The 22,806-nt window shown below is 45.2% G+C and carries 18 protein-coding genes; 10 read left to right on the top strand and 8 right to left on the bottom strand.

Annotation, left to right across the window (positions count from 1 at the left end):
• The first annotated feature begins 1 nt into the window (after position 1).
• Positions 2-1,285 carry an ABC transporter permease gene (locus tag AC5O63_RS09295; protein WP_494504750.1) on the top strand — a complete coding sequence of 428 codons (1,284 nt, stop codon included), beginning with the start codon at positions 2-4 and terminating at the stop codon, positions 1,283-1,285.
• A 19-nt stretch (positions 1,286-1,304) separates the two neighbouring features.
• Positions 1,305-2,009 (top strand): ABC transporter ATP-binding protein, encoded by a 705-nt coding sequence (locus tag AC5O63_RS09300; protein WP_367938984.1) that lies wholly within the window; start codon positions 1,305-1,307, stop codon positions 2,007-2,009.
• Positions 2,010-2,035: 26 nt separating this feature from the next.
• Here AC5O63_RS09300 and AC5O63_RS09305 read toward each other — a convergent pair whose 3' ends face one another.
• From AC5O63_RS09305 to AC5O63_RS09320, 4 genes are all read right to left on the bottom strand, one after another.
• Positions 2,036-2,266, bottom strand: coding sequence for a hypothetical protein (locus tag AC5O63_RS09305; protein ID WP_494504751.1), 231 nt, complete (start codon positions 2,264-2,266; stop codon positions 2,036-2,038).
• A gap of 10 nt (positions 2,267-2,276) precedes the next feature.
• Positions 2,277-4,319, bottom strand: coding sequence for an NHL repeat-containing protein (locus AC5O63_RS09310; RefSeq protein ID WP_494504752.1), 2,043 nt, complete (start codon positions 4,317-4,319; stop codon positions 2,277-2,279).
• A 172-nt stretch (positions 4,320-4,491) separates the two neighbouring features.
• Positions 4,492-5,697: an outer membrane protein transport protein gene (locus AC5O63_RS09315; RefSeq protein WP_494504753.1), complete on the bottom strand. Its 1,206-nt coding sequence runs from the start codon at positions 5,695-5,697 to the stop codon at positions 4,492-4,494.
• A gap of 15 nt (positions 5,698-5,712) precedes the next feature.
• Entirely contained in the window at positions 5,713-7,905 is a 2,193-nt protein-coding gene (locus AC5O63_RS09320; RefSeq protein WP_494504754.1) for a lipase, read from the bottom strand.
• A gap of 618 nt (positions 7,906-8,523) precedes the next feature.
• Between AC5O63_RS09320 and AC5O63_RS09325 the strand changes: the two genes are divergently transcribed.
• From AC5O63_RS09325 to AC5O63_RS09350, 6 genes are all read left to right on the top strand, one after another.
• Positions 8,524-10,152, top strand: coding sequence for an ABC transporter substrate-binding protein (locus AC5O63_RS09325; protein WP_494504755.1), 1,629 nt, complete (start codon positions 8,524-8,526; stop codon positions 10,150-10,152).
• Positions 10,153-10,287: 135 nt separating this feature from the next.
• Positions 10,288-11,208: an oligopeptide ABC transporter permease OppB gene (gene oppB / locus AC5O63_RS09330; RefSeq protein ID WP_171321180.1), complete on the top strand. Its 921-nt coding sequence runs from the start codon at positions 10,288-10,290 to the stop codon at positions 11,206-11,208.
• Positions 11,209-11,223: 15 nt separating this feature from the next.
• On the top strand, positions 11,224-12,126 hold the full coding sequence (gene oppC / locus AC5O63_RS09335; RefSeq protein ID WP_494504756.1) for an oligopeptide ABC transporter permease OppC: 903 nt from the start codon (positions 11,224-11,226) through the stop codon (positions 12,124-12,126).
• A gap of 50 nt (positions 12,127-12,176) precedes the next feature.
• Complete coding sequence (locus AC5O63_RS09340; RefSeq protein ID WP_004747472.1) at positions 12,177-13,148, top strand: ABC transporter ATP-binding protein; 972 nt, start codon at positions 12,177-12,179, stop codon at positions 13,146-13,148.
• Entirely contained in the window at positions 13,145-14,137 is a 993-nt protein-coding gene (gene oppF / locus AC5O63_RS09345; RefSeq protein ID WP_004747474.1) for a murein tripeptide/oligopeptide ABC transporter ATP binding protein OppF, read from the top strand. The genes AC5O63_RS09340 and oppF overlap by 4 nt, the downstream gene beginning before the upstream one ends.
• A gap of 174 nt (positions 14,138-14,311) precedes the next feature.
• Positions 14,312-15,265 (top strand): glutathione S-transferase family protein, encoded by a 954-nt coding sequence (locus AC5O63_RS09350; protein ID WP_494504757.1) that lies wholly within the window; start codon positions 14,312-14,314, stop codon positions 15,263-15,265.
• Here the strand turns inward: AC5O63_RS09350 and AC5O63_RS09355 are convergent.
• The 3 genes from AC5O63_RS09355 to AC5O63_RS09365 form a co-directional block, all read right to left on the bottom strand.
• Positions 15,230-16,267: a GGDEF domain-containing protein gene (locus AC5O63_RS09355; protein ID WP_494504758.1), complete on the bottom strand. Its 1,038-nt coding sequence runs from the start codon at positions 16,265-16,267 to the stop codon at positions 15,230-15,232. The two genes, AC5O63_RS09350 and AC5O63_RS09355, sit on opposite strands and share 36 nt — an antisense overlap.
• Positions 16,268-16,406: 139 nt before the next feature.
• On the bottom strand, positions 16,407-18,572 hold the full coding sequence (pta, locus tag AC5O63_RS09360) for a phosphate acetyltransferase (protein ID WP_494504759.1): 2,166 nt from the start codon (positions 18,570-18,572) through the stop codon (positions 16,407-16,409).
• 119 nt (positions 18,573-18,691) lie between these two features.
• On the bottom strand, positions 18,692-19,888 hold the full coding sequence (locus AC5O63_RS09365; RefSeq protein ID WP_004747487.1) for an acetate kinase: 1,197 nt from the start codon (positions 19,886-19,888) through the stop codon (positions 18,692-18,694).
• Between the two features lie 346 nt (positions 19,889-20,234).
• Here AC5O63_RS09365 and yfbV point away from each other — a divergent pair, with 346 nt between their 5' ends.
• Entirely contained in the window at positions 20,235-20,687 is a 453-nt protein-coding gene (yfbV, locus tag AC5O63_RS09370) for a terminus macrodomain insulation protein YfbV (protein ID WP_004747489.1), read from the top strand.
• Between the two features lie 244 nt (positions 20,688-20,931).
• Here yfbV and ald read toward each other — a convergent pair whose 3' ends face one another.
• Positions 20,932-22,056 carry an alanine dehydrogenase gene (gene ald, locus AC5O63_RS09375; RefSeq protein WP_004747491.1) on the bottom strand — a complete coding sequence of 375 codons (1,125 nt, stop codon included), beginning with the start codon at positions 22,054-22,056 and terminating at the stop codon, positions 20,932-20,934.
• 174 nt (positions 22,057-22,230) lie between these two features.
• Between ald and lrp the strand changes: the two genes are divergently transcribed.
• Positions 22,231-22,725 (top strand): leucine-responsive transcriptional regulator Lrp, encoded by a 495-nt coding sequence (gene lrp, locus AC5O63_RS09380; protein ID WP_004414493.1) that lies wholly within the window; start codon positions 22,231-22,233, stop codon positions 22,723-22,725.
• Positions 22,726-22,806: the final 81 nt, after the last annotated feature.

The raw sequence follows: 22,806 nt of genomic DNA on the forward strand, positions 1-22,806 counted from the left end.
TATGCTGTTACCAATGAGACAAATCTTCCAAGAGATGGCAGCAGAAAAGCTCAGATTGGGTCTGACAATTTTAGCTGTGGCATGGGCGACACTTTGTATCGCAGCGATGTTATCTGTTGGCGAAGGGATCCGTCAGGGTGTATTGAGAACCGCGCAAAATGGCAACGGAAATTTAATCTATCTGACCGGTGGTATGGCGACCGTCGATTACGGCGCTTTTCATCAAGGTAAGTTCTTAACCCTTAAAGCGCAAGATGCGGATGTGGTTCGAGCGTTACCTGAGGTGAAGGGAGTAGTACCCACTGCAAGATGGAATGAGCGTATTAGTGCTGGTGATCGAGGCTCATGGCAAGAGCCGTTGGCGGTGACGACGGAATTTGCTTCTTTGACCAATTTGCAACCTTTAGCTGGTAGTCGCTGGCTCAACCCTCTCGATCAAAAAGAGATGCGTAAAGTTGTGGTTTTAGGTTACTCGTTAGCGGCTGATCTATTTAACCCTGTAGAAGACTTTAGTTGGTTCGCGGCAGTGACACTGCAAGTCAATCCTGTCGGGGAAAAGGTCAAGATTGGCAGCGAAGAGTTTACGGTTGTAGGGGTACTAAAAAAGAACAGCGCTGAAATTGAGCAGGGCGACCAAATCAATTACTCAAGCTTTGTTCCACTGGCTACTTGGCAGCGTTTTCACGCCAACGGTGAAATTGCAGGTATCAATGTCGAGCCTAAAGCGAATGCAGACAGAAAGGCGTTGGCAAAGACGATTCGCCAAGTGATCGCACGTAAGCATGGCGCAAGCGTTAATGATGAGCAGGTTGTGCAAATCGAAGATATGTTCCTGCAACAGAAAAGCATGCAGCAGTTCCTAATTGGTTTGCAGAGTTTTCTTGGCATTATTGGCTTTGTCACGCTCGCTGTAGCGGGAGTAGGCATTGCCAACGTTATGTACGCAACAGTGAAACGCTCGACCCGTGATATTGGCGTGAGAATGGCGGTTGGAGCAACCCCGACTGCAATCCGTTTGCATTATCTGGTTCAGTCACTTATGACCATGATGCTAGGGGGAGTGCTCGGTCTTGGCGTGACTTATGGGCTGGTATCCGCACTTAGTGCAATAAGCTTGGAAGGCAATGTGTTTTACGAGCAGCTAGGCAAACCGGTTCCTGAACTGTCTTGGATTGTGGTGCTGGTGGTGATCACGACCTTAATCATTATTGGTGTTGCGTCAGCCTGGTTGCCAGCGAATCGAGCAGCGAAAGTCAGTCCGTTGGAGGCGTTACAAAGTGAGTAAGAACAATAGTGGAGAGAAGATGTCACACCAAGCACTCGTCGAGCTGAGTAATATCTGCAAATACTATTCGAGCGGAGAAGCGGAAGTTCGCGCGCTTGATGGCGTAGAGCTCACGATTAATCAAGGTGAGTTTCTATCTATTTTAGGTCCGTCTGGCTCGGGTAAATCGACCCTGATGAATATGCTAGGCTGTTTGGATAAGCCGACAGCAGGTGACTATCAATTGGCGGGGCAGAATGTGGCGAGCTTAAGTGCCAATGAGCTCGCGGGGATTCGCAATCAAAGAATAGGCTTTGTTTTTCAGAGCTTTAATTTGCTCGAATACGCGACAGCACTCGACAATGTGGCGTTGCCTCTTGTTTATTCGGGCGTGAAAGCCAAAGAACGCCGGAGACGAGCAGCAAAATTGCTTGAACAAGTGGGACTGGGTGATCGCCTTGACCACAAGCCCAATCAATTATCGGGTGGTCAAAAGCAGAGGGTGGCGATTGCCAGAGCCTTAGTCAATGATCCGCAAATTATTCTCGCCGATGAACCGACTGGGGCGTTAGACTCAAAATCTGGCGCAGAGATTGAAGCCCTGTTTAATCAGCTTCATGCTGAGGGGCGAACGTTGATCATCGTGACGCACGACAATGCACTGGCAGAACGTACCAAACGCATTATCACGATTAAAGATGGCAAAGTAATTTCTGACCGAAAACCTATTGCACAAGTTGCATGAGTAAGCGAGCCATTTGGCTCGCTTTTTTAGTTCTCGTGAGGTGGAGACATAATGTGGTGATTGGCGTGCTCTTGATGAGCTTTGTGCCACTGTTCCAGTTTCTCCCGTGTATGCTGCGAAGAAGGTTGCTCTAAACAATACTGAGTCACGCATTGATATTGATTGGCAAGCTTTTCGCTCGCCTCCGTTGCTTGCTGAGAGACTGAACTTGTCTGCTTTAAGCGTTTCGCTTTGGCTTTGTCGAATACTGATGTCATCAGTGACTCCTTAGCTAATCTTATAAACGTTAACTCGGTTAAGAGCGCAGTCGGGTAGGTAGAGGGTATGATTGTGTGCGTGAAGCAGGTATGGCATCCATAGCTGGCCTTTACTTGGGTCGGCACCAAAGCCACTAAAACTATCAATGAAATGCCCTTGTTGGTCAAAGACCTTGATAGCTCGATTAACCAAATCAGACACAAATAACTTACCATGGTCAAAGTCTATACTGGTTGGTAGCAGGAAGCTGTCATTGTTCGTTCCGTAACCCTGCTGACCGAAACTGCCAACGTATTGATCATGACGATCGTAAATCACCACGCGATTGTTGTTCTGATCGGTTATGTACTTTTGACCATCCGGTGTAATCGTGATGTCGGTTGGTGTGAAAAATTCATTGTCACCATGGCCTTTTTCACCAAAGGTAGTGACTAAGCCAGCGATTCCTTGTTGATTGAGCCGCCAACGACTAATGCGATTATTGCCAGAATCGGCAATATAGATATCGCGGCTTATCGGATCGACGGCAACACCTTGAGGCTTGAATAACTGCCACTCTTGGTGACCCAAACCTCCAAAATAGCTAAAGGGTACGAGCTCGCCAATTAACTCGTCATATTGATAAATCGTCACAATACCGCTGATGTAATTGCTGACAACCAGTAAAGGTATGTCTGGGTTGAGCTGTCCGAGTAATGGCGACGAAGGAGTTAAAGAACAGATGCCAAGTGATCCGGGTAAAAGAGGCAAGCTGCCCGGCCTAGCCGCATCGGGTTGAGAGCTTTCTGTCGCTTGTAGTTGATAGTTGCCAGCGTCAACCAGCCAAAGCAGTTGATTTGGGTCATTAAACTTATCGCCAAGGAATATTCGTACCCAGGTTTGTTGCCATTTTTGCGTCCACTCCATTTGGGTACTTAAGGTCATTGAGACCCATGAAGGCGCATCGATTTGGTGGATCGAATTGAGCCACTTATCTTGCTGTTCAAAGTGGTTTTCCCACCATTCACTGATAATAGGGTAACGGCTTTGGGAGTTGTTTGTCGGAACCGGAGAGGTATCGCTAGCCACCGAGGTGACAAAGTGCAGCTGTCCCTTTTTATCTCGCTCATCACCCAATTGCTCAACCACTAATGTCGATATAGGCAGTTGAGGGGATAAATCTGACCAGTCAATCTGATGAATCTGTAAAGAAGCGAGAATGGGCTCGGTGATCAACAGGCGATTTTGGTCAAGTTTGGTGATTTGTATTGGTGAAAAGAAGCCGGTGAGATTACCTGATAAATGGCCATCAATATCGTAAACAGACACTGAATACTGCTTGGCTCCCGGGATAAGGATTCGGTTATTAATGATTGAGACATCGCGTGCGAGGTCGATACCATCTAAATAGGTTTTGCCATTCGCGAATGGGACAGGGTTTCCCTCCCAGTCACAACGAACTACCGTCGCAAAGCCAGTATTGGCGACGTATAGATGCCCGTCGAGATCGCAACTCAGTCCTTGAGGCCATAAAAAGTGAACCGGCTCCTTGGCTTCGATGACTGTGATGTCTCTTAACCATTTGCCTTCCTCATTGAAAATCACCAATCGACTTTCACCGTTTTCTCCTTCGTAAAACTCATCAGCCACGCAAAGCTTACCCTGATAGTAAGCTAGTCCGTTTGGACCTTGTAAGTTGATAGGATCACCGCTGCCAAAGTTGCTGATTGAGCGGATGTTGAGCGCTTGATCGTATTCAAGGATATGGATACGTTTGTTGGCAATGTCGCTAACGTAAATCCAAGGTTTATCCGGATGGGGTAACAGGCGAAAGGGCATATTGAACTGCTGGCTGCCATTGCCAACACTGCCAAAGCTAGCCAACACCTTGTCCATTTTTCGGTCGAAGACGAGTACTCGATTGTGTGCTGTATCCGCCAACCATATTCGACCAAATTTGTCGACACAGTTGCCGACGGGGGTATTGAGTGAAACATTGCCTGCCGCACGACAGGGGAGGTTAGGTAATTGCGTTACCTGCTTACCAATATAGGTGTGATATGCGATTCCCATAATAAGCCTTTATGACGTTAATTTATATGTAATTAGATGTATAAATGTAGCAGGCTTAAATGACAGTTCCACGAAGTGTCATTGTTACATTGAGAATTGTGCGCGAGATTCGGAACTGATTGATAATAAACGGCCTTCTAAGTGAGAAGGCCGTCTTTTGCATTGGAGAAACTTAGAAAGCGTAGTTAAGCTGAAGACCTGCTAACCAAGCACTGGTGTTGACGGTAGAAACGACATTGAAAGGTTCTGGGTTAGCAAGAACCTGTGATTCATCAATCGTGGTTTGTTCACCTGTTAAGTAGCCTAGCGCTAAATCGACGCTGAGGTTTTCGGTTGCTGTATAAGTACCACCAAAGGTAAACCAATGTCTGTCAGTATCAGGAATCGACAGCGAACTGATTTGATCAACGGGTGACAAGTCATACATGTAGCCCGCTCTTAGCTCGATAGAGCGATTCAGATAGTGAGTAACACCCACTGAAACGTGGCCGGCATCTTGCCATTGGTAGTCTTTGATTGTTTCTGAATAACCTTCCGAGGTTAAGCTATCAAATTCAGACCAAGCGACATACTGTAAGCTGTAGTGCGCTGCCCATTTAGGATTGAGTTGGTGATAACCGGAAAACTCAATGATATCGGGTAGCGGGATGTCAATTGAATCTGCCACGCTTAGTCCCATCTGGTATACATGCCCAGTCGCTTTTAGTTCAGGATTATAACGGTAAGACAAACCAAAGCGATTGTTTTCATCAAGGACGTACGCCACACCTAGGTTGAAGCCTATGCCGAAACCATCAGCATCAACCTTAAGCAAAGAGGCATTTTGATATTCTCTATCAATATTGCCCTCTCCATAGATAACATCGAGCCCACCACCTACCGACCATGCGTCATCAATTTGATAGCTAGCAGAAAAGCCCGCATTGATGCTACTTAAGTAAGTTTTGCCGCCAAAGATTGGCGCGGCAAACTCCTGTTCAAATTCAACGTCGGTACCAAAGTTCGAATGGATGGTAGCGCCAAGCGTCCAAGAGGTTCCTTCTATCGGAAACACCATATTCGCGTTAGGTACTAAGGTATTGTTGTCGAGAGTCGTGTCATCGAGCGATTGAGTGACTGTGTTTGGCGTTGTGTAACGCATATCACTAAACTCAACTTGGCTAGCTATGTTCACTGCACCCACTGATATCATCGGTTGGTCGATTAGACTCATTGCTGCCGCGTTTTTTGACACCACAGCAGCATTGTCTGCAATAATTGCGTCTCCAGCGAATGCACGACCTAAACCCGTCGCCGACTGAGCATTAAGTTGAAAGCCTGCGGCGTGGACTTGCGAGATAGAGACAAGACCTGCCCCAAGAATGATGTACTTTTTCATTATAAATCCTACCAATTAATTGAAGTCACTGCTGTCGACAAAGTAGTTGTTTCTTAATGTGACTTTCTGATCGATAACCATGCTTGAAATGGCGAGTTGCTGAGCAGCCATCGCTTGCATACCTTCAATTGTGATTTCTTGTTCAGGGACGCCTTCTTCGTTGACTGGCCCTTCATAAGGAAACAGGTAGGTGCCATGTCCACCTTTGGTTGCTCTTACTACCCCCCGGATTTCAGAAACTGGAACGTGATCAAGAATAGGGTCGAGCTTGAGAGCGCGGATAAGTGGTTCAGTTCCGGTCAATTGATTGTTTGGCGCTGAATTCGGTACGACTGAGTCTGGGATATAGTCGACACCTACTTCACAGTCGTTTTTACAGGTACCGAACGCTTCAAGCAGCAGTGTTGGTTGTTGCTCTGAAACCTGGCGGTAGACTTTACCTGCCGGGTCGGCACTATCGATCGTTCTTTGAACACCCTTTTTCAGCAATGGCAGTACCGCTGCGTAGATCTCTTCCTCTAGCATAGTGATGCTGTCTGGAAAGCTTGCCGAATGGTCGTTAAGTGCAGTTATGCAATCTTCGTTACTTACCCCTTCGTAACAAAGGTTGGGAACCAAGGTCTCGGCGATAGCACGCTGAATATCAGGAGAGTCTTTGATTGCTCGCTCCATCTCTGGACCTAAAAGCAATGAGTTAAGCGTTAAGTTAACCAGCCCCTGCCCAGGGACAACAAAATTTGCCGTTTTGAGTTGTAAATCATCTCTACCTTGAGTCATTTCAGAAATCATCACAGAGACAATCCCCCCCAGAGATTGGCCGATTAGGCTAACTTCGCGCTGAGCTTGAGGGTTTCCAAAATTTAATGCGTAACGCAGTCCAATGAAGTCAGCTACAGCTTGGTGAAGATTGCTTCTCAGAGTGAGTGGAGAGGTAATATTGATAAAGAAGGCTCTATTGGCATTTGCGCTAATCTCATTACCATTATTATCTTTCACTATCTGTGAGCCGTGATAGGGCATATCAATCGCAAATACTACATAGCCTTTATTGGTGTAGTCTGCTGCCATTAAGCTTGTAGACGACATATCACCCCCCAAGCCATGAACGAAGATTACTGCGGGATTATTTTTAGCAGTTTGTTCTGCATCTTGTGGAGCGGTCCCTTTTGGAAGATAAATGTTCACTGGGAGCTTCTTGGTGGGATTATGGATTTTGGGATTAGGATTAAACTTGGTTAAATGTTCTCCCTTACTAGTGTCTTCGGGCGTAATCCAACGATACATAGCTGGGCAAGATGCTATTGGGTTATATTCATCAAGCACACATCCGGCAGGGTCAGTGTCAGCTGTTTGCTGGTCAAATGGAAGGTACTGTTTACTCGTTAGAATTCCGGTAACGAACTCATAGTTTGAGTTGCTGTCGTCAAAGGTGACAGTCTTGATATCTACTAAAGCATTAGAATTTGCTTCAACCATCTCATCAAGAGGAGAGTAAGCATCTTGGGTAGTAAAGGTTGCGGCATAGGCAATACCCGCGCTCGCCAGCGATCGATAATGAGTTACTGCTGGGTCAATTGAGTCTCGTTTTACGACTAGTTCTGAATCACTCAACTCTTCATCGGAGCTATTCATCAGGCGAGTAAATTCGCTACTCGCACTTAGAGGCAGACCTGTTTCCGTTGTCACCCCGTTAGTTACAACAAGGTGATATCGAGTTGGCGTATCGAGATTTAGAGCTTCTCCACACTGAATAGAGAGACTACGACCATCGTTAGTAACCTTGATATCGAGAGGCGTTGGTTCGCCTTCTTTAAACAACATCACAGTATCCGACGCGCTATTTGCTTCTGTGATAATGCTTTGCGGAACAAGTGCAATAACCTGTTCAGAACCGACACTGCTAAGCGGAATCTCAATCGGTTCGACACATAAGCCCCAGCCGTCGACAGCGGCGAAACTGGTCTCGAAGTTTTGGTAATAAGCATCATATTCAGCGTTGGTTGAATATGCATTGGGTGAAGAAGGTTCACCCGGCAAAGAGATTGTCCCGTCAGCATCATATCCATAACCGTCATTTGGCATAGGAATGCTACTCAACGAAAAAGGTACTTCTACAGCGATATTATCAGAAGTGCTTTCCTCGCTCCCACACCCACTAAGTAGTGTGATAGCCGAAATAGCTAAAGGTAGAGAATGAAATCCTCTCATAGGAGATACCCGTTTAGTTGCTCAAATTGACCTGATATATCGAGCGAATAGGGGGTTATTTACAAATGTTTAACACTAAAAAAATCTAAAGGCTTGTGGGAATGGTGATTTAGATAGCGTGTCTCAATGAGTTTCTGAATAGAAATTTGTTGCAGGCATGCTTTGTTTTGGGGAGAAGATCGCTATTTAAGTGCACCTGAGTGACTAAGTTCACAGAACGTTGTTTTTACGGAGATAAATGTAGCTAACTGTTAGCTAGATTACATTACTTTTGTTAATTTTTCCGCACAATATCTAGCATAAGATGCTAAAAAATGGTGTCTTATTAGATAATTTGGCACTTCAGTCTGCTGGTTGAGGGAAATATAAGTTAATTAACTGACTATTTTGTCTTTACTGGTGTTTTTTACCATTTTGTTGAAGTAACCGTGGAATTATACGATTTTTTGCTACATTTTTATGGCAAATTACTTCAATGATTGATACTGTGTGCCGCAATCTTTGTACGGTTTTAGGTTTTTATGCTTAAATTTTGAGCTAAACAGATCTAAATCACTGTCCGTTCTAGTACTGTACAAAGAAGTCATGGATGCAAATGAAAAACTTGGAGTTTTACACATGTATAAGAACAAAATCACACAAGCCCTTCTTCTAGGTGCAGGTCTAGCAGTGGCCGCAACTTCTTCCGTAACTATCGCAGCAGATGTACCAGCAGGTACTGAGCTAGCAGCAAAACAAGATATTGTTCGTGGTAACGGTACTGAAGTAGCGACTATCGACCCGCACAAATCTCAAGGTGTACCAGAGTCTCACGTAATTCGAGATCTTCTAGAAGGCTTGGTGAACCAAGATGCTGATGGTAACACTATCCCTGGTGTTGCAGAGTCTTGGGAAACAACAGACAACAAAACGTTCACTTTCCACCTACGTAAAGACGCAAAGTGGTCTAACGGCGACCCTGTGACAGCAGGTGACTTCGTATACAGCTTCCAGCGCGCAGTTGATCCAAATACGGCTTCTCCATACTCTTGGTACATGGAATACACCAAGATGGCGAACGCGAAAGACATCATTGCAGGCAAGAAAGACAAGAGCGAGTTAGGTGTTAAAGCCGTTGATGACCACACGCTAGTTGTTGAGCTAGAAGCGGCAGTTCCTTACTTTGTAATGATGATGGGGCACACTACAGTGAAACCTGTCCACAAAGCGACCGTTGAGAAGTTCGGTGACCAGTGGACTAAGCCAGAAAACTTTGTTGGTAACGGTGCGTTTGTAGTAGATAAGTGGGTTGTAAACGAGCGTCTAGTTCTGAAGCGTAATGAGCAATACTGGGATAATGATAAGACTGTTCTTAACCACGTAACTTTCTTACCTATCGAAAACCAGGTAGCAGAAATGAACCGCTTCCTAGCCGGTGAAATTGACGTTTCATACGAATTACCTGTTGAGCACTTCAAGCGCCTTAAGAAAGAGCACCCAGAAGAAGTATCGGTTACAGGCAACCTATGTACTTACTACTATATTTTCAACACTAAGAAAGCGCCATTTGATGACGTTCGTGTGCGTAAAGCAATTTCTTACGCAATTGACCGTAACATCGTTACTGACGCTATCCTAGCGCAAGGTCAAAAACCAGCTTACTTCCTAACGCCTGAAATCACAGCTGGATTCAACCCGGAAATGCCAGCTTACGGTCAATTGTCTCAGAAAGAGCGTAACGCGGAAGCTGAACGTCTTCTAGCCGAAGCAGGTTATGGAAAAGACAACCCACTTAAGTTTAACCTTCTATACAACACTTCTGAGAACCACAAGAAAATTGCTGTAGCCCTAGGTTCTATGTGGAAGAAGACTCTAGGTCTAAATGTAACTCTAGAAAACCAAGAGTGGAAAACATACCTATCTACGAAAGACTCAGGTGATTTTGAAGTGGCACGTGCCGGCTGGTGTGGTGACTACAACGAAGCATCTTCATTCCTAACTCTAATGAAGAGTAACAACACGACTGGTGGTGTTCACTACGACAGCAAAGCGTACGATGAAATCATGGCAAAAGCGATTGCTTCAACTTCGGAAGAAGAGCGTCAAGCGCTTTACCTAGAAGCTGAGAAGCTACTAGCGAAAGACATGCCTATCGCACCTATCTACCAGTACGTGAAATCACGTCTACTTTCTCCTAAGGTTGGTGGCTTCCCAGCAAACAACCCAGAAGAGAAGATCTACTCTAAAGATCTATACATCATCAAGTAAATCTTGAACTGATAGAACTATAAAAATATTGGCCTGCATGTGAGAAATTACATGCAGTGCCTTTATACAATCTAAATTCGTAGAAATTTGATTGATTCTTAATTTTTAATTGTCACAGACTGAAAGAGTGAGTTTATGCTTAAATTCATCGCGAAAAGGATATTTGAGGCGATCCCAACCATGTTGGTTTTGATCACCGTATCTTTCTTTCTTATGCGCTTCGCACCGGGTAACCCATTCTCAAGCGAGCGTCCATTACCGCCAGAAGTTATGGCGAACATCGAAGCTAAATACGGGCTTGATAAGCCAGTATTTGAGCAATACACCACTTACCTAACAAACGTTATTCAAGGTGATTTTGGTCCTTCATTTAAGTACCTAGATTACTCTGTAAACGAGCTGATTTCTGTTGCATTACCAGTATCGGCAAAAGTTGGTTTTATTGCGTTTATCTTCACGGTCATCATGGGGGTCACAGTTGGTACGATTGCTGCGTTAAAGCAAAATACCTGGGTTGACTACACCATAATGTCCACCGCCATGTTAGGTGTTGTAATGCCATCGTTTGTATTGGCACCGGCACTGATCTATCTCTTCTCGCTACATTGGAACCTATTCCCAGCGGGTGGTTGGCATGACGGTAGTTTGAAATATCTAGTACTGCCAGTGATTGGTATGTCACTACTCTACGTCGCGACTTTTGCACGAATTACTCGTGGTTCGATGATCGAAACATTAAACAGTAACTTTATTCGTACCGCTCGTGCGAAAGGTCTAAGCTACCGTTACATCATCATCAAGCACGCACTTAAACCAGCGCTTCTTCCTGTTGTTTCATACATGGGTCCTGCGTTCGTAGGTATCATCACAGGTTCAGTTGTTATCGAAACCATCTTTGGTCTACCAGGCATTGGTAAGCTATTCGTTAACGCTGCATTTAACCGTGACTACTCGCTAGTAATGGGTGTAACCATCTTGATTGGTTTCCTATTCATCCTATTCAATGCGATTGTAGATATCCTACTTGCAATGATTGACCCGAAAATTCGCTACTAACAGGGACGTTTGGTTATGTTAACGAAAAAAGAAAACCTAGAAGCGATTGAAAAGTTCTCTGAAAACTTAGAGATCGAAGGTCGCAGTCTATGGCAAGACGCTCGTATCCGCTTTATGCGTAACAAAGCGGCGATGGTGAGCTTGTTTATCCTATTCTTAATGACGCTAGCGGTAATCGTTTTACCGACTATTGCGCCATTCACTTACGATGATACTGACTGGTACGCGATGCACGTTGGTCCAAACGCAGAGCACTGGTTCGGTACTGATAGCTTAGGTCGTGACCTTTACGTTCGTACCTTAATTGGTGGCCGAATCTCTCTGATGGTCGGCGTGATGGGGGCGTTTGTAGCGGTATTGATTGGTACGCTTTACGGTGCAGCTTCTGGCTTCATCGGCGGTAAAGTAGACCGTATTATGATGCGTATCCTTGAGATCCTTTACGCAGTACCGTTTATGTTCCTAGTTATCGTACTAGTAACCTTCTTCGGTCGTAACATCATTCTTATCTTCGTCGCTATCGGTGCGATTGCATGGCTAGATATGGCACGTATTGTACGTGGTCAGACACTTAGCTTACGCAGTAAAGAGTTCATCGAAGCAGCGCACGTTTGTGGTGTGAGCAAGTGGAAAATCATCACTCGTCACATCGTGCCAAACGTACTGGGTATTGTAGCGGTTTACTCAACGCTTCTAATCCCAAGCATGATTTTGACTGAATCATTCCTATCATTCCTTGGTCTTGGTGTTCAGGAGCCGATGACAAGTTGGGGTGCGCTTCTTCAAGAAGGTGCACAGACAATGGAAGTAGCAATCTGGCAGCTTACATTCCCAGCAATATTCATGGTTGTGACTCTCTTCTGTTTCAACTATGTCGGTGACGGCCTGCGCGATGCGCTGGATCCAAAAGACAGATAATCAAAAAGCAATAAATTACAAAATCTATAAAAAAGATTAAGGAAGCAATGATGAGCTTATTAGATGTCAAAGATCTGCGTGTCGAATTTACCACTCAAGATGGTATCGTCACCGCAGTAAACGATTTAAATTTTTCTCTGAATCAGGGCGAGACTCTAGGTATCGTAGGTGAATCTGGTTCAGGTAAATCTCAGACTGTATTCGCTATCATGGGACTACTGGCAAAGAACGGTATTATCTCAGGTAGCGCAAAATTCGAAGGTAATGAAATTCTTAACCTTCCAGAAAAAGCACTCAACAAAGTACGTGCAGAACAGATCGCAATGATCTTCCAAGACCCAATGACGTCGCTTAACCCTTACATGAAGGTGAGTGATCAGTTGATGGAAGTACTTATGCTTCACAAAGGCATGGGTAAAGCGGAAGCGTTCGAAGAATCTGTACGCATGCTTGAAGCGGTGAAAATTCCAGAAGCGCGTAAGCGTATCACTATGTACCCACACGAGTTTTCAGGCGGTATGCGTCAGCGTGTGATGATCGCAATGGCTCTGTTGTGTCGTCCAAAACTCTTGATTGCGGATGAGCCGACAACGGCGCTAGACGTAACGGTACAAGCTCAGATCATGGATCTACTTAACGAGCTGAAATCGGAATTTAACACTGCAATTATCATGATTACTCATGACCTTGGCGTGGTCGCAGGTTCATGTGACAAAGTACTGGTAATGTACGCGGGTCGTACAATGGAATACGGTACGGTCGATGAAATCTTCTACAACCCAAGCCACCCATATGCTGAAGGTCTGCTAAAAGCAATTCCTCGTCTGGATACCGAAGGTGAAATTCTACCAACGATTCCAGGCAACCCGCCTAACTTACTTCGTCTACCACAAGGCTGCCCTTACCAAGAGCGTTGCCACCGTGTAATGGATCGTTGTAAGCAAGAAGCGCCAATCTTAACGCCATTTGGTGATGGTCGTCAGCGCGCATGTTTTTCTGAATGGGAGGCTTGGAGCAAATGAGTGTAGATAAGAACCTAATCCTAGATGTTAAAGATCTTAAAGTTCACTTTAGTATCGCATCAAAATCTGCTTGGCCTTGGTCAAAGCCTGCAAACCTTAAAGCAGTAGACGGCGTTAACGTCCGTTTATATGAAGGTGAAACCTTAGGCGTAGTAGGCGAGTCTGGCTGTGGCAAATCGACTTTCGCGCGCGCAATCATTGGCCTTGTCGAAGCGACTGACGGTGACGTAATGTGGCTTGGTCAAGACCTGACTAAGATGCAAGAAATCCAGCGCCGTGAAACGCGCAAAGAAATTCAAATGATTTTCCAAGATCCTTTGGCATCGCTCAACCCGCGTATGACAGTAGGTGACATCATTGCTGAACCTTTGGAAACTTTTTATCCAGAGCTTTCGAAAGATGAAGTGAAAACTCGTGTTAAAGAGATGATGGCTAAAGTAGGTCTACTGCCAAACGTAATCAACCGTTACCCTCATGAGTTCTCAGGTGGTCAGTGTCAGCGTATTGGTATTGCTCGCGCGTTGATACTTAAGCCTAAGATGATCATTTGTGATGAACCTGTATCGGCGCTAGACGTGTCAATCCAAGCTCAGGTTGTAAACCTACTTAAAGAGTTACAGAAAGAACTTGGCTTATCACTAGTATTCATCGCCCACGATTTGTCAGTAGTGAAGCACATCTCTGACCGAGTGCTAGTTATGTATCTTGGCAATGCGGTTGAGCTTGGTGAAGCCGAAGCCCTGTTCGCGGATCCAAAGCACCCGTACACTCGCGCGCTTATGTCCGCAGTACCAATTCCTGATCCAAAGCTTGAGCGCAACAAGCATATTGAGATGTTAGAGGGCGACCTTCCATCACCAATCAGTCCTCCTTCGGGTTGTGTGTTCCGTACGCGTTGTCCTCAGGCAACGGAAGCGTGTGCTCAAACTAAGCCTGCTATTGAAGGTAACGACGTTCATGCCGTGTCTTGCTTGCACGTGAGCGTATAATTTCAGCCTGTGACGGGCTTAAGCGCGGCATCCTTACGGGGTCGCGCTTTTTTTGTATCGCTACCTTTCTACTATTCAAATAATTCGAACAACTAAGCCAACTGTCTCTAATCACCTGTGTTGAGTATTTATTTATACTCAAATTATTCAAAGAATGCGGGTTAGGAGAAAATAATGGGTAAGCTAGTTGAAGGCGTATGGCATGACGTGTGGTACGACACTAAATCGAGCAATGGTAAGTTCGTTCGCGAAGATGCTGGGTTTAGAAATTGGGTAGAAAACAAACCTGATGCTCAGTTCCAACCAGAATCAGGGCGTTATCATCTCTATGTTTCGCTTGCCTGTCCTTGGGCTCATCGCACTCTGATTTTTAGAAAGCTAAAAGGGCTTGAAGAGCATATTGACGTCACCGTTGTCTGCCCTGACATGATGGGTGAAGGTTGGCAAATGGGGTTGCCTGAGCCTCTGTTTGGTCATACACGCATGCACCAAATCTATACGCAAGCCAAACCAGACTACACGGGTCGCGTAACGGTACCAGTACTTTGGGATAAGAAACATAACACCATCGTCAGCAATGAATCTTCTGAAATCATTCGCATGTTTAACTCTGAGTTTAATGAACTCACGGGTAATACAGCAGATTACTATCCGCAAGAGAAGCGCGAAATCATTGAAGAGTGGAATGCTTATGTCTACCCACATGTTAACAATGGTGTGTATCGCTGTGGATTTGCCACAACCCAAGATGCCTATGAAGAAGCCTACAACCATCTGTTTGAGTCGCTAGACAGACTGGATGCTCATCTAGCGAAAAGCCGCTACCTTGCTGGTGACAGCATTACTGAAGCCGACTGGCGCTTGTTTACCACGCTGATCCGTTTTGATGCCGTTTATGTTGGACACTTTAAATGTAATAAGAAACGTATCGCGGATTACGTTAATCTCAACGGTTATATGAAAGAGTTGTATCAGGTACCCGGTATCAAAGAGACAACCGATTTCTACCACATTAAACGCCACTACTACTTTAGCCACACGGGGATTAACCCGACACAAGTTGTTCCTCTTGGTCCTGAGTTAGATTTAACTTCACCCCACGGCCGAGATTTGGTTAGTGGTGCTTGATAACACGATTTGATCTCTGCCCTGTGCCTTTGCTCGGTACAGGGCTTGATCCGTTTCTGCCATGGTTTGATCGAGTAGAATGCTGTCTTTCACCACGACCAACGCCCTTAATCCACCACTGAAAGAGACGCGAATCTCTTGATGATTGAAGTCGATTTTTAAGCGCTTTACCGCGAGTCGAATTGATTCGCTCATCTCCATTGCTTGCTCTTCATTCTTTGCGTACAGCAAAACACAAAATTCTTCACCACCCACGCGATAAAAGTATTCAGCATTAGGTTGTGAAAGCACCGCTTGACTCACCGACTTCAATACTTCATCCCCACAAGCATGACCGTAATTGTCGTTGACCTGTTTAAAATGGTCGAGGTCAATATGCAGTAAGTAGTGATGACTCAGAAACTCTGGATGATGGGAGAAATCATTCTCCATACACAATCGATTTCTCGCGCCAGTTAAAGGATCGAGTAGAGCGGCATCGCTGAGTTTTTGCTGTGTTTTCGCTCTAACATCTTCATGCACAAAGGCGATGGCCCAAATCAAAATATAGGGGATAGCGAAGTTAAACGTCGTATGTGCGGTTGAATGAACGATGGGCGGATAGGAAAGGAATATTGATACAACGATAAGGAAAAAAGCGAAAGTGACCGCTGAACCGACATAGCGATTCAATAAAATGTGGAAGACGGGCGGCATACAAAATGTCCAGAACACCAGTATCGAATACCCCTTTGCCACAGCTAAGCTATAGATCAAAATTAGGCTCAAACCGCAGATCAATAAAGCCGAATACCAAGGTTTGTAATGGCCAAATTGAATTCTCAGATAGATAAACAAGCAAAGTAGGGTATAAGCAAAGTCTATGTAGCCAAACTTTGGTACATCCCAAATAAAAAAGTTAACTATAGTGAAGCCAGCGCCAGTAATTGCGAGGAAAAAGCTGGTGGTCTTAAGGACGCTCTTTTCTACGGTATCTTTAGTGGAAAATAGCTTGAGCTCCATTTGAATTCCTTTTCAATCGATGAACCTAAAGTGTAGCAATAAGTTATGAAAAGGTGGACATATCAGCGAGATAGGGAAAACCGTAGATATAAAAAACCCTCGCAAGGTGCGAGGGTTTGATTTACTCAGATAGGAGAGATTAGTTAACTACTTTCTCTTCTGCTTGAGCCGCTTGGTCTGCTTGGATTGCAGTTAGAGCCACTGTGTATACGATGTCGTCAACTAGAGCACCGCGAGACAGATCGTTTACAGGCTTACGCATACCTTGAAGCATTGGACCGATAGACACTAGGTCAGCTGAACGTTGTACTGCTTTATAAGTCGTGTTACCAGTGTTTAGGTCTGGGAATACGAATACAGTCGCTTTACCTGCTACTGGAGAGTTTGGTGCTTTAGAAGCAGCAACGTTTTCCATGATAGCCGCGTCGTACTGTAGAGGGCCGTCGATCACTAGGTCAGGACGCTTCTCTTGAGCAAGCTTAGTTGCTTCACGTACTTTATCTACGTCAGCACCTTTACCAGATTCACCGGTAGAGTAAGAGATCATTGCAACGCGTGGTTCGATACCGAATGCTGCTGCAGAGTCTGCAGATTGGATAGCGATTTCAGCAAGCTGCTCAGCGGTTGGATCTGGGTTGATCGCACAGTCACCGTAAACCAATACTTGGTCAGGTAGTAGCATGAAGAATACAGAAGATACGATAGACGCATCAGGTGCAGTCTTGATGATCTGGAACGGAGGAACGATAGTGTTTGCTGTGGTGTGAACAGCGCCAGAAACCAGGCCGTCAACTTCGTCGTTTTCAAGCATCATTGTGCCTAGGAATACTGAATCTTGTAGCTTCTCGCGAGCAACAACTTCAGTCATGCCTTTCGCGCCACGTAGTTCAACTAGACGAGCAACGTAGTTTTCACGCACTTCATCAGAGTTGATGATAGTTACGCCAGCACCTAGCTCAACGCCTTGCTGCGCTGCAACACGTTTGATTTCTTCTGGGTTACCTAGAAGCACACATTCAGCGATGCCGCGCTCAGCACAGATAGCCGCAGCTTTAACTGTACGTGGTTCGTCACCTTCAGGAAGAACGATACGCTTACCTGCTTTACGAGCGAACTCAGTTAGCTGGTAACGGAATGCCGGTGGACTTAGGCGACGAGACTTCTGCGTACCCTCAGTCATAGACTCGATCCAGTTGCCATCGATGTTGCCAGCAACGTGCTCGTTGATGAACTCGATACGCTCTTTATCGTCTGCAGGTACTTCGATAGAGAAGCTCTGTAGGTTTAGAGACGTCTGCCAAGTGTTACCTTGTGCTTTGAAGATCGGTAGACCTGAATCAAATGCTGGCTTACATAGACCTGCGATTTCTTCTGGAATGTCGTAACCGCCAGTTAGAAGTACTGCACCGATTTCAACACCGTTCATTGCTGCTAGAGCTGCTGCAACGATTACGTCTGGACGGTCTGCTGAAGTTACAAGTAGAGAGCCTGGTTTGAAGTGCTCAATCATGTTTGGCAGAGAACGTGCACAGAATGTGATGCTCTTAATACGACGCGTGGCGATGTCACCAGCGTTGATAATATCAGCGTTTAGGTGCTCAGCCATGTCGATTGCACGCGTTGCGATTAGGTCGATGCTCCAAGGCACACAACCTAGTACACGAATTGGAGAAGTGTTGAAGATTTCCATCACTTTCATTTCGTTTTGCTTCGCGCTATCTGCATCGTCAAAGATTTCAGATAGGTCAGGGCGAGTACGGCCCGCTTCGTCAACAGGTGCGTTTAGCTTGTTGATGATAACGCCAGAGATGTTTTTGTTCTTAGTGCCGCCGAAGTTAGAACATGCTACTTCGATGCGTTCTTTAAGTTGCGCTGGGTTATCTGTGCCAGGAGTCGCTACAAGAACGATCTCTGCGCCAAGTGTTGCAGCAATTTCTGCGTTCACTTGGTTGGCAAATGGGTGTTTACGAGTTGGTACAAGACCTTCGATTAGCGTAACGTCCGCATCTTTGTTGATTTGGTTGTAACGCTCGACCACTGTTTCTAGCAGCTCATCCATGTTGTCGTTACCGATTAGGCTTTCAGCAACAGACATCATCATTGGTTGGCCGATCTTCACATCGCTGTTCGCGCCAACGATAGTTGAAGTTAGATCAGGTTGATCGCCGCCAGAACGTGGCTGACAGATTGGCTTGTAAAAAGAAACTTTAACGCCTTTGCGCTCCATTGCGCGAAGAACACCCATGCTTACGCTAGTAAGACCAACACCAGCACTTGCAGGGATAAGCATAATAGTACGAGACATTCGTAGAGTACCTATAGCTATTGGGATAAAAGCTTAACTGCGTATTCCTTACTGTGTGGAATAGGAGTTAAGCCCCTTAGTTAGAAAACCGGCTGACGATTGTCAGCCGGTTAAGTCAATTAAAGACCTGCTAGTTCTGCAGTGTCTTCAGCGATAACTAGCTCTTCGTTAGTAGAGATAACCATTGCTGGGATACGGCTGTTTTCAGTCGTGATAGTACCTTCGCCGCCGAAACGTGCTTTCAGGTTAGCTTCACCGTCAACTTCGATACCGAAGATACCTAGGCGGTTTAGAACCATTTCACGGATAGGACCAGAGTTTTCGCCGATACCACCAGTGAATACGATCGCGTCTAGGCGACCTTCTAGAGATGCAGTGTAGCCAGCAACGTATTTCGCTAGGCGGTGGCAGAATACGTCCATCGCGCGAGTTGCTTCTTCTTTTTCACCGTAGTTGTCTTCAACGAAACGACAGTCAGAAGTCACTTCAGTAAGACCAGCTAGACCAGACTCTTTAGTTAGCATGTTGTTGATTTTCTCAACAGAGTAGCCAAGAGTGTCGTGTAGGTGGAAGATGATCGCAGGATCGATGTCACCACAACGCGTACCCATTACTAGACCTTCTAGTGGAGTTAGACCCATAGAAGTATCTACTGACTTACCGTTCTTAACAGCACAAACTGAAGCACCGTTACCTAGGTGACAGTTAATGATGTTTACTTCGTCAACTGGTTTGCCAAGGATGTTAGCAATTTCACGAGTGATAAATAGGTGAGAAGTACCGTGCATGCCGTAACGACGGATACCGTGCTCTTTGTACAGGTTGTATGGAAGAGCGTATAGGTAAGACTCTTCAGGCATTGTTTGGTGGAAAGCAGTGTCAAACACAGCAACGTTTTTCAGTGCTGGGAAAGATTTTTGTGCTGCTTTGATGCCGATGATGTGAGCAGGGTTGTGAAGAGGTGCTAGTGTTGCACAGTCTTCGATGCCTTTAAGCACGTCGTCAGTAATTAGTGCAGACTGAGTGAACTTCTCGCCGCCGTGTACAACACGGTGACCGATTGCTGCTAGGTTCTCAGAAAGCTCTGGCTTAGAAGCAAGAATAGTTTCTACCATGAACGCTAGAGCTTCTTCGTGAGCTGCGCCGTCGCCTAGTTGAGCTTCGTGCTTACCATCAAGTTTCCACTTGATGCGAGCTTCTGGAAGGTGCAGACATTCTGCAAGACCTGTTAGATGCTCATCACCGTTTTCTGCATCAACAACAGCAAATTTAAGAGAAGAACTACCGCAGTTTAAAACTAAAACTAGCTTTGACATGAGTGACTACCTGTAATAATCAGTTAGGATAAAAATTAATCACAAGAATAGACGATGCTATAGAAGCTGCGTACTAATCTTGGTCAAAAAAACTTCGAATTCCGTATAAAAGACAGTGATGATCCAAATCACCACCCTTGCATCCGCTGCAGAAAGGTCTCAAGAGTTGCTTAAATTGTAAATAACGGCAACAATGAGATTGTGGGTCCGCAAAGGATAACGATAATAAGCGATGATAACAAAAAAAATTTGAAAGAATATTAACTTTCATCAATTTTTTGTCCGTTTAGTTGAAAGTTTCAACTAAATTTTAGTTTAGGACCCTGTACTGGAGTGAGAGAGCCCTATGAGTAATAAAGCCGGTTTAGTTCATAGTCTACGAGATGGACAAAAGTACATGGATACTTGGCCAATGCGTAAAGAGCTTAATTTGCTGTTTCCAGAGCAGCGAATCATTAAAGCGACGCGTTTCGGTGTAAAAGTGATGCCAGCGATCGCGGCAATCAGTGTCTTAACTCAAATGGCGTTCAACAATTATCAATCTATGCCTCAAGCTGTCATCATTGCACTGTTTGCTATTAGTATGCCTATTCAAGGCATGTGGTGGCTTGGAAACCGTGCCAACACGAAACTTCCACCAGCCCTTGCTGGCTGGTATCGCGAAATCTACCAAAAAATAGTTGAAAGCGGCTGCGCGCTAGAGCCTATGAAATCTCGCCCTCGTTATAAAGAGCTCGCTCAGATCCTTAACCGAGCATTTCGTCAGCTAGATAAAAATGCTTTGGAGCGTTGGTTTTAAGAGAGGGAACGGGCTGCGCTCTCGGGATTTTGGAACGGGCTACGCCCTATGGAGAGCGGGAGCGCTTCGCTTTTGGAAAGCTAGAGTTGACATCTCAACTATAGCGCAGCAACTTTAGTTCTCCAGTTCTCCAGTTCTCCAGTTCTCCAGTTCTCCAGTTCTCCAGTTCTCCAGTTCTCCAGTTCTCCAAAACAAAAAACGCCCACCGAAGTGAGCGTTTTCTCTTATTTAATACTATTCAACATTAGTTGAACATTGCGATAGCGTCAGCTGGGTCTACGTATTCTAGATCGAAGCTTTCTGCTACTTCTTTACACGTTACTTTACCGTGGATTACGTTTAGACCTTCTAGGAAGCCGTTGTCTGCTAGAAGCGCTTCGCGGTAGCCTTTGTTCGCTAGCTTAACGATGTAAGGTAGCGTAGCGTTGTTTAGTGCGAACGTAGAAGTACGAGCAACAGCGCCTGGCATGTTAGCAACACAGTAGTGAACTACGTCATCAACGATGTAAGTAGGGTCTGCGTGTGTTGTTGCGTGTGAAGTTTCAAAACAGCCGCCTTGGTCGATTGCAACGTCTACGACTGCTGCACCTGGCTTCATCTTAGCGATGTGCTCTTTTGTCACTAGTTTAGGTGCTGCAGCGCCTGGAATTAGAACTGCACCGATCACTAGGTCAGCTTCTAGAACATGCTTCTCAATAGCATCTTCTGTAGAGTAAACCACTTTTGCACGACCTTGGAACTCTTCGTCAAGACGACGTAGTGTATCAACGTTGCGATCAAGGATAGTTACGTCTGCGCGAAGACCAACAGCCATACGAGCTGCGTTAGCACCAACAACACCGCCGCCAACGACGACAACTTTCGCTGGCTCAACGCCTGGTACACCACCTAGTAGAAGACCACGACCACCGTGAGATTTCTCTAAAGTTTGTGCACCTGCTTGAATAGACATGCGACCTGCTACCTCAGACATTGGAGCAAGTAGTGGCAAGCGACCCATATTATCTGTTACAGTCTCATATGCTATACAGACAGCTTTGCTCTTGATTAGCTCTTCAGTTTGTGGAAAATCTGGTGCTAGGTGCAAATAAGTAAATAAAATTTGCCCTTCTCGAAGCATAGCTCGCTCGACAGCTTGAGGTTCTTTAACCTTTACAATCATTTCTGCTTGCGCGAAAACGTCAGCAGCGGTAGGAAGAATGGATGCGCCTACAGCGATGTAATCATCGTCTGAAAAACCGATGCCTGAACCGGCATTAGTTTCAACAAAAACTTGGTGACCTTGAGACACTAGCTCGCGAACGCTCGCTGGGATCATGCCAACACGGTATTCGTGGTTTTTGATTTCCTTAGGTACGCCAATGATCATCCTGACTCCTCATTTTATATTGGTTGTATAAACTATATTAGTTGTATTAACTGTGTGTAGGGTAATTCTGTCGAATTAATATCTAGTATAGATATGATTGGATAAAATTTGATACTGAATATTAAAAAGTTGTAGTATATTTTTTTGCAAGGAAGTAATAAGGTGGAATAAAAAATGGCAGACAACAATAAAAAGCCGTCCAAGGATCTAGATCGCATCGACCGCAACATTCTTAATGAGTTGCAGAAAGATGGTCGTATTTCGAATGTAGAGCTTTCAAAACGAGTGGGTCTTTCTCCAACTCCGTGTTTGGAACGTGTGCGTCGCCTAGAGCGTCAAGGTTATATTACGGGCTATACAGCATTGCTAAACCCGCAATACCTAGATGCTTCGCTTTTGGTATTCGTAGAGATCACACTTAACCGTGGTGCGCCAGATGTGTTTGAACAGTTCAACACAGCGGTTCAGAAACTTGATGACATTCAAGAGTGTCATTTAGTATCGGGTGACTTTGACTACCTACTTAAGACTCGTGTATCTGACATGAGTGCTTACCGAAAGTTGTTGGGTGATACGCTTCTACGCTTACCAGGGGTAAACGACACACGTACTTACGTGGTTATGGAAGAAGTGAAACAAACGAACCAGTTGGTCATCAAAACTCGCTAATTCAAGCATGAGTTTGGCTTAAAGTCTTAATAGCTTTCCATATTCTGACTTTAAGCAATTGGGTTTTGTCCCTTGATATGG

Source organism: Vibrio sp. SCP2 (assembly GCF_059295395.1).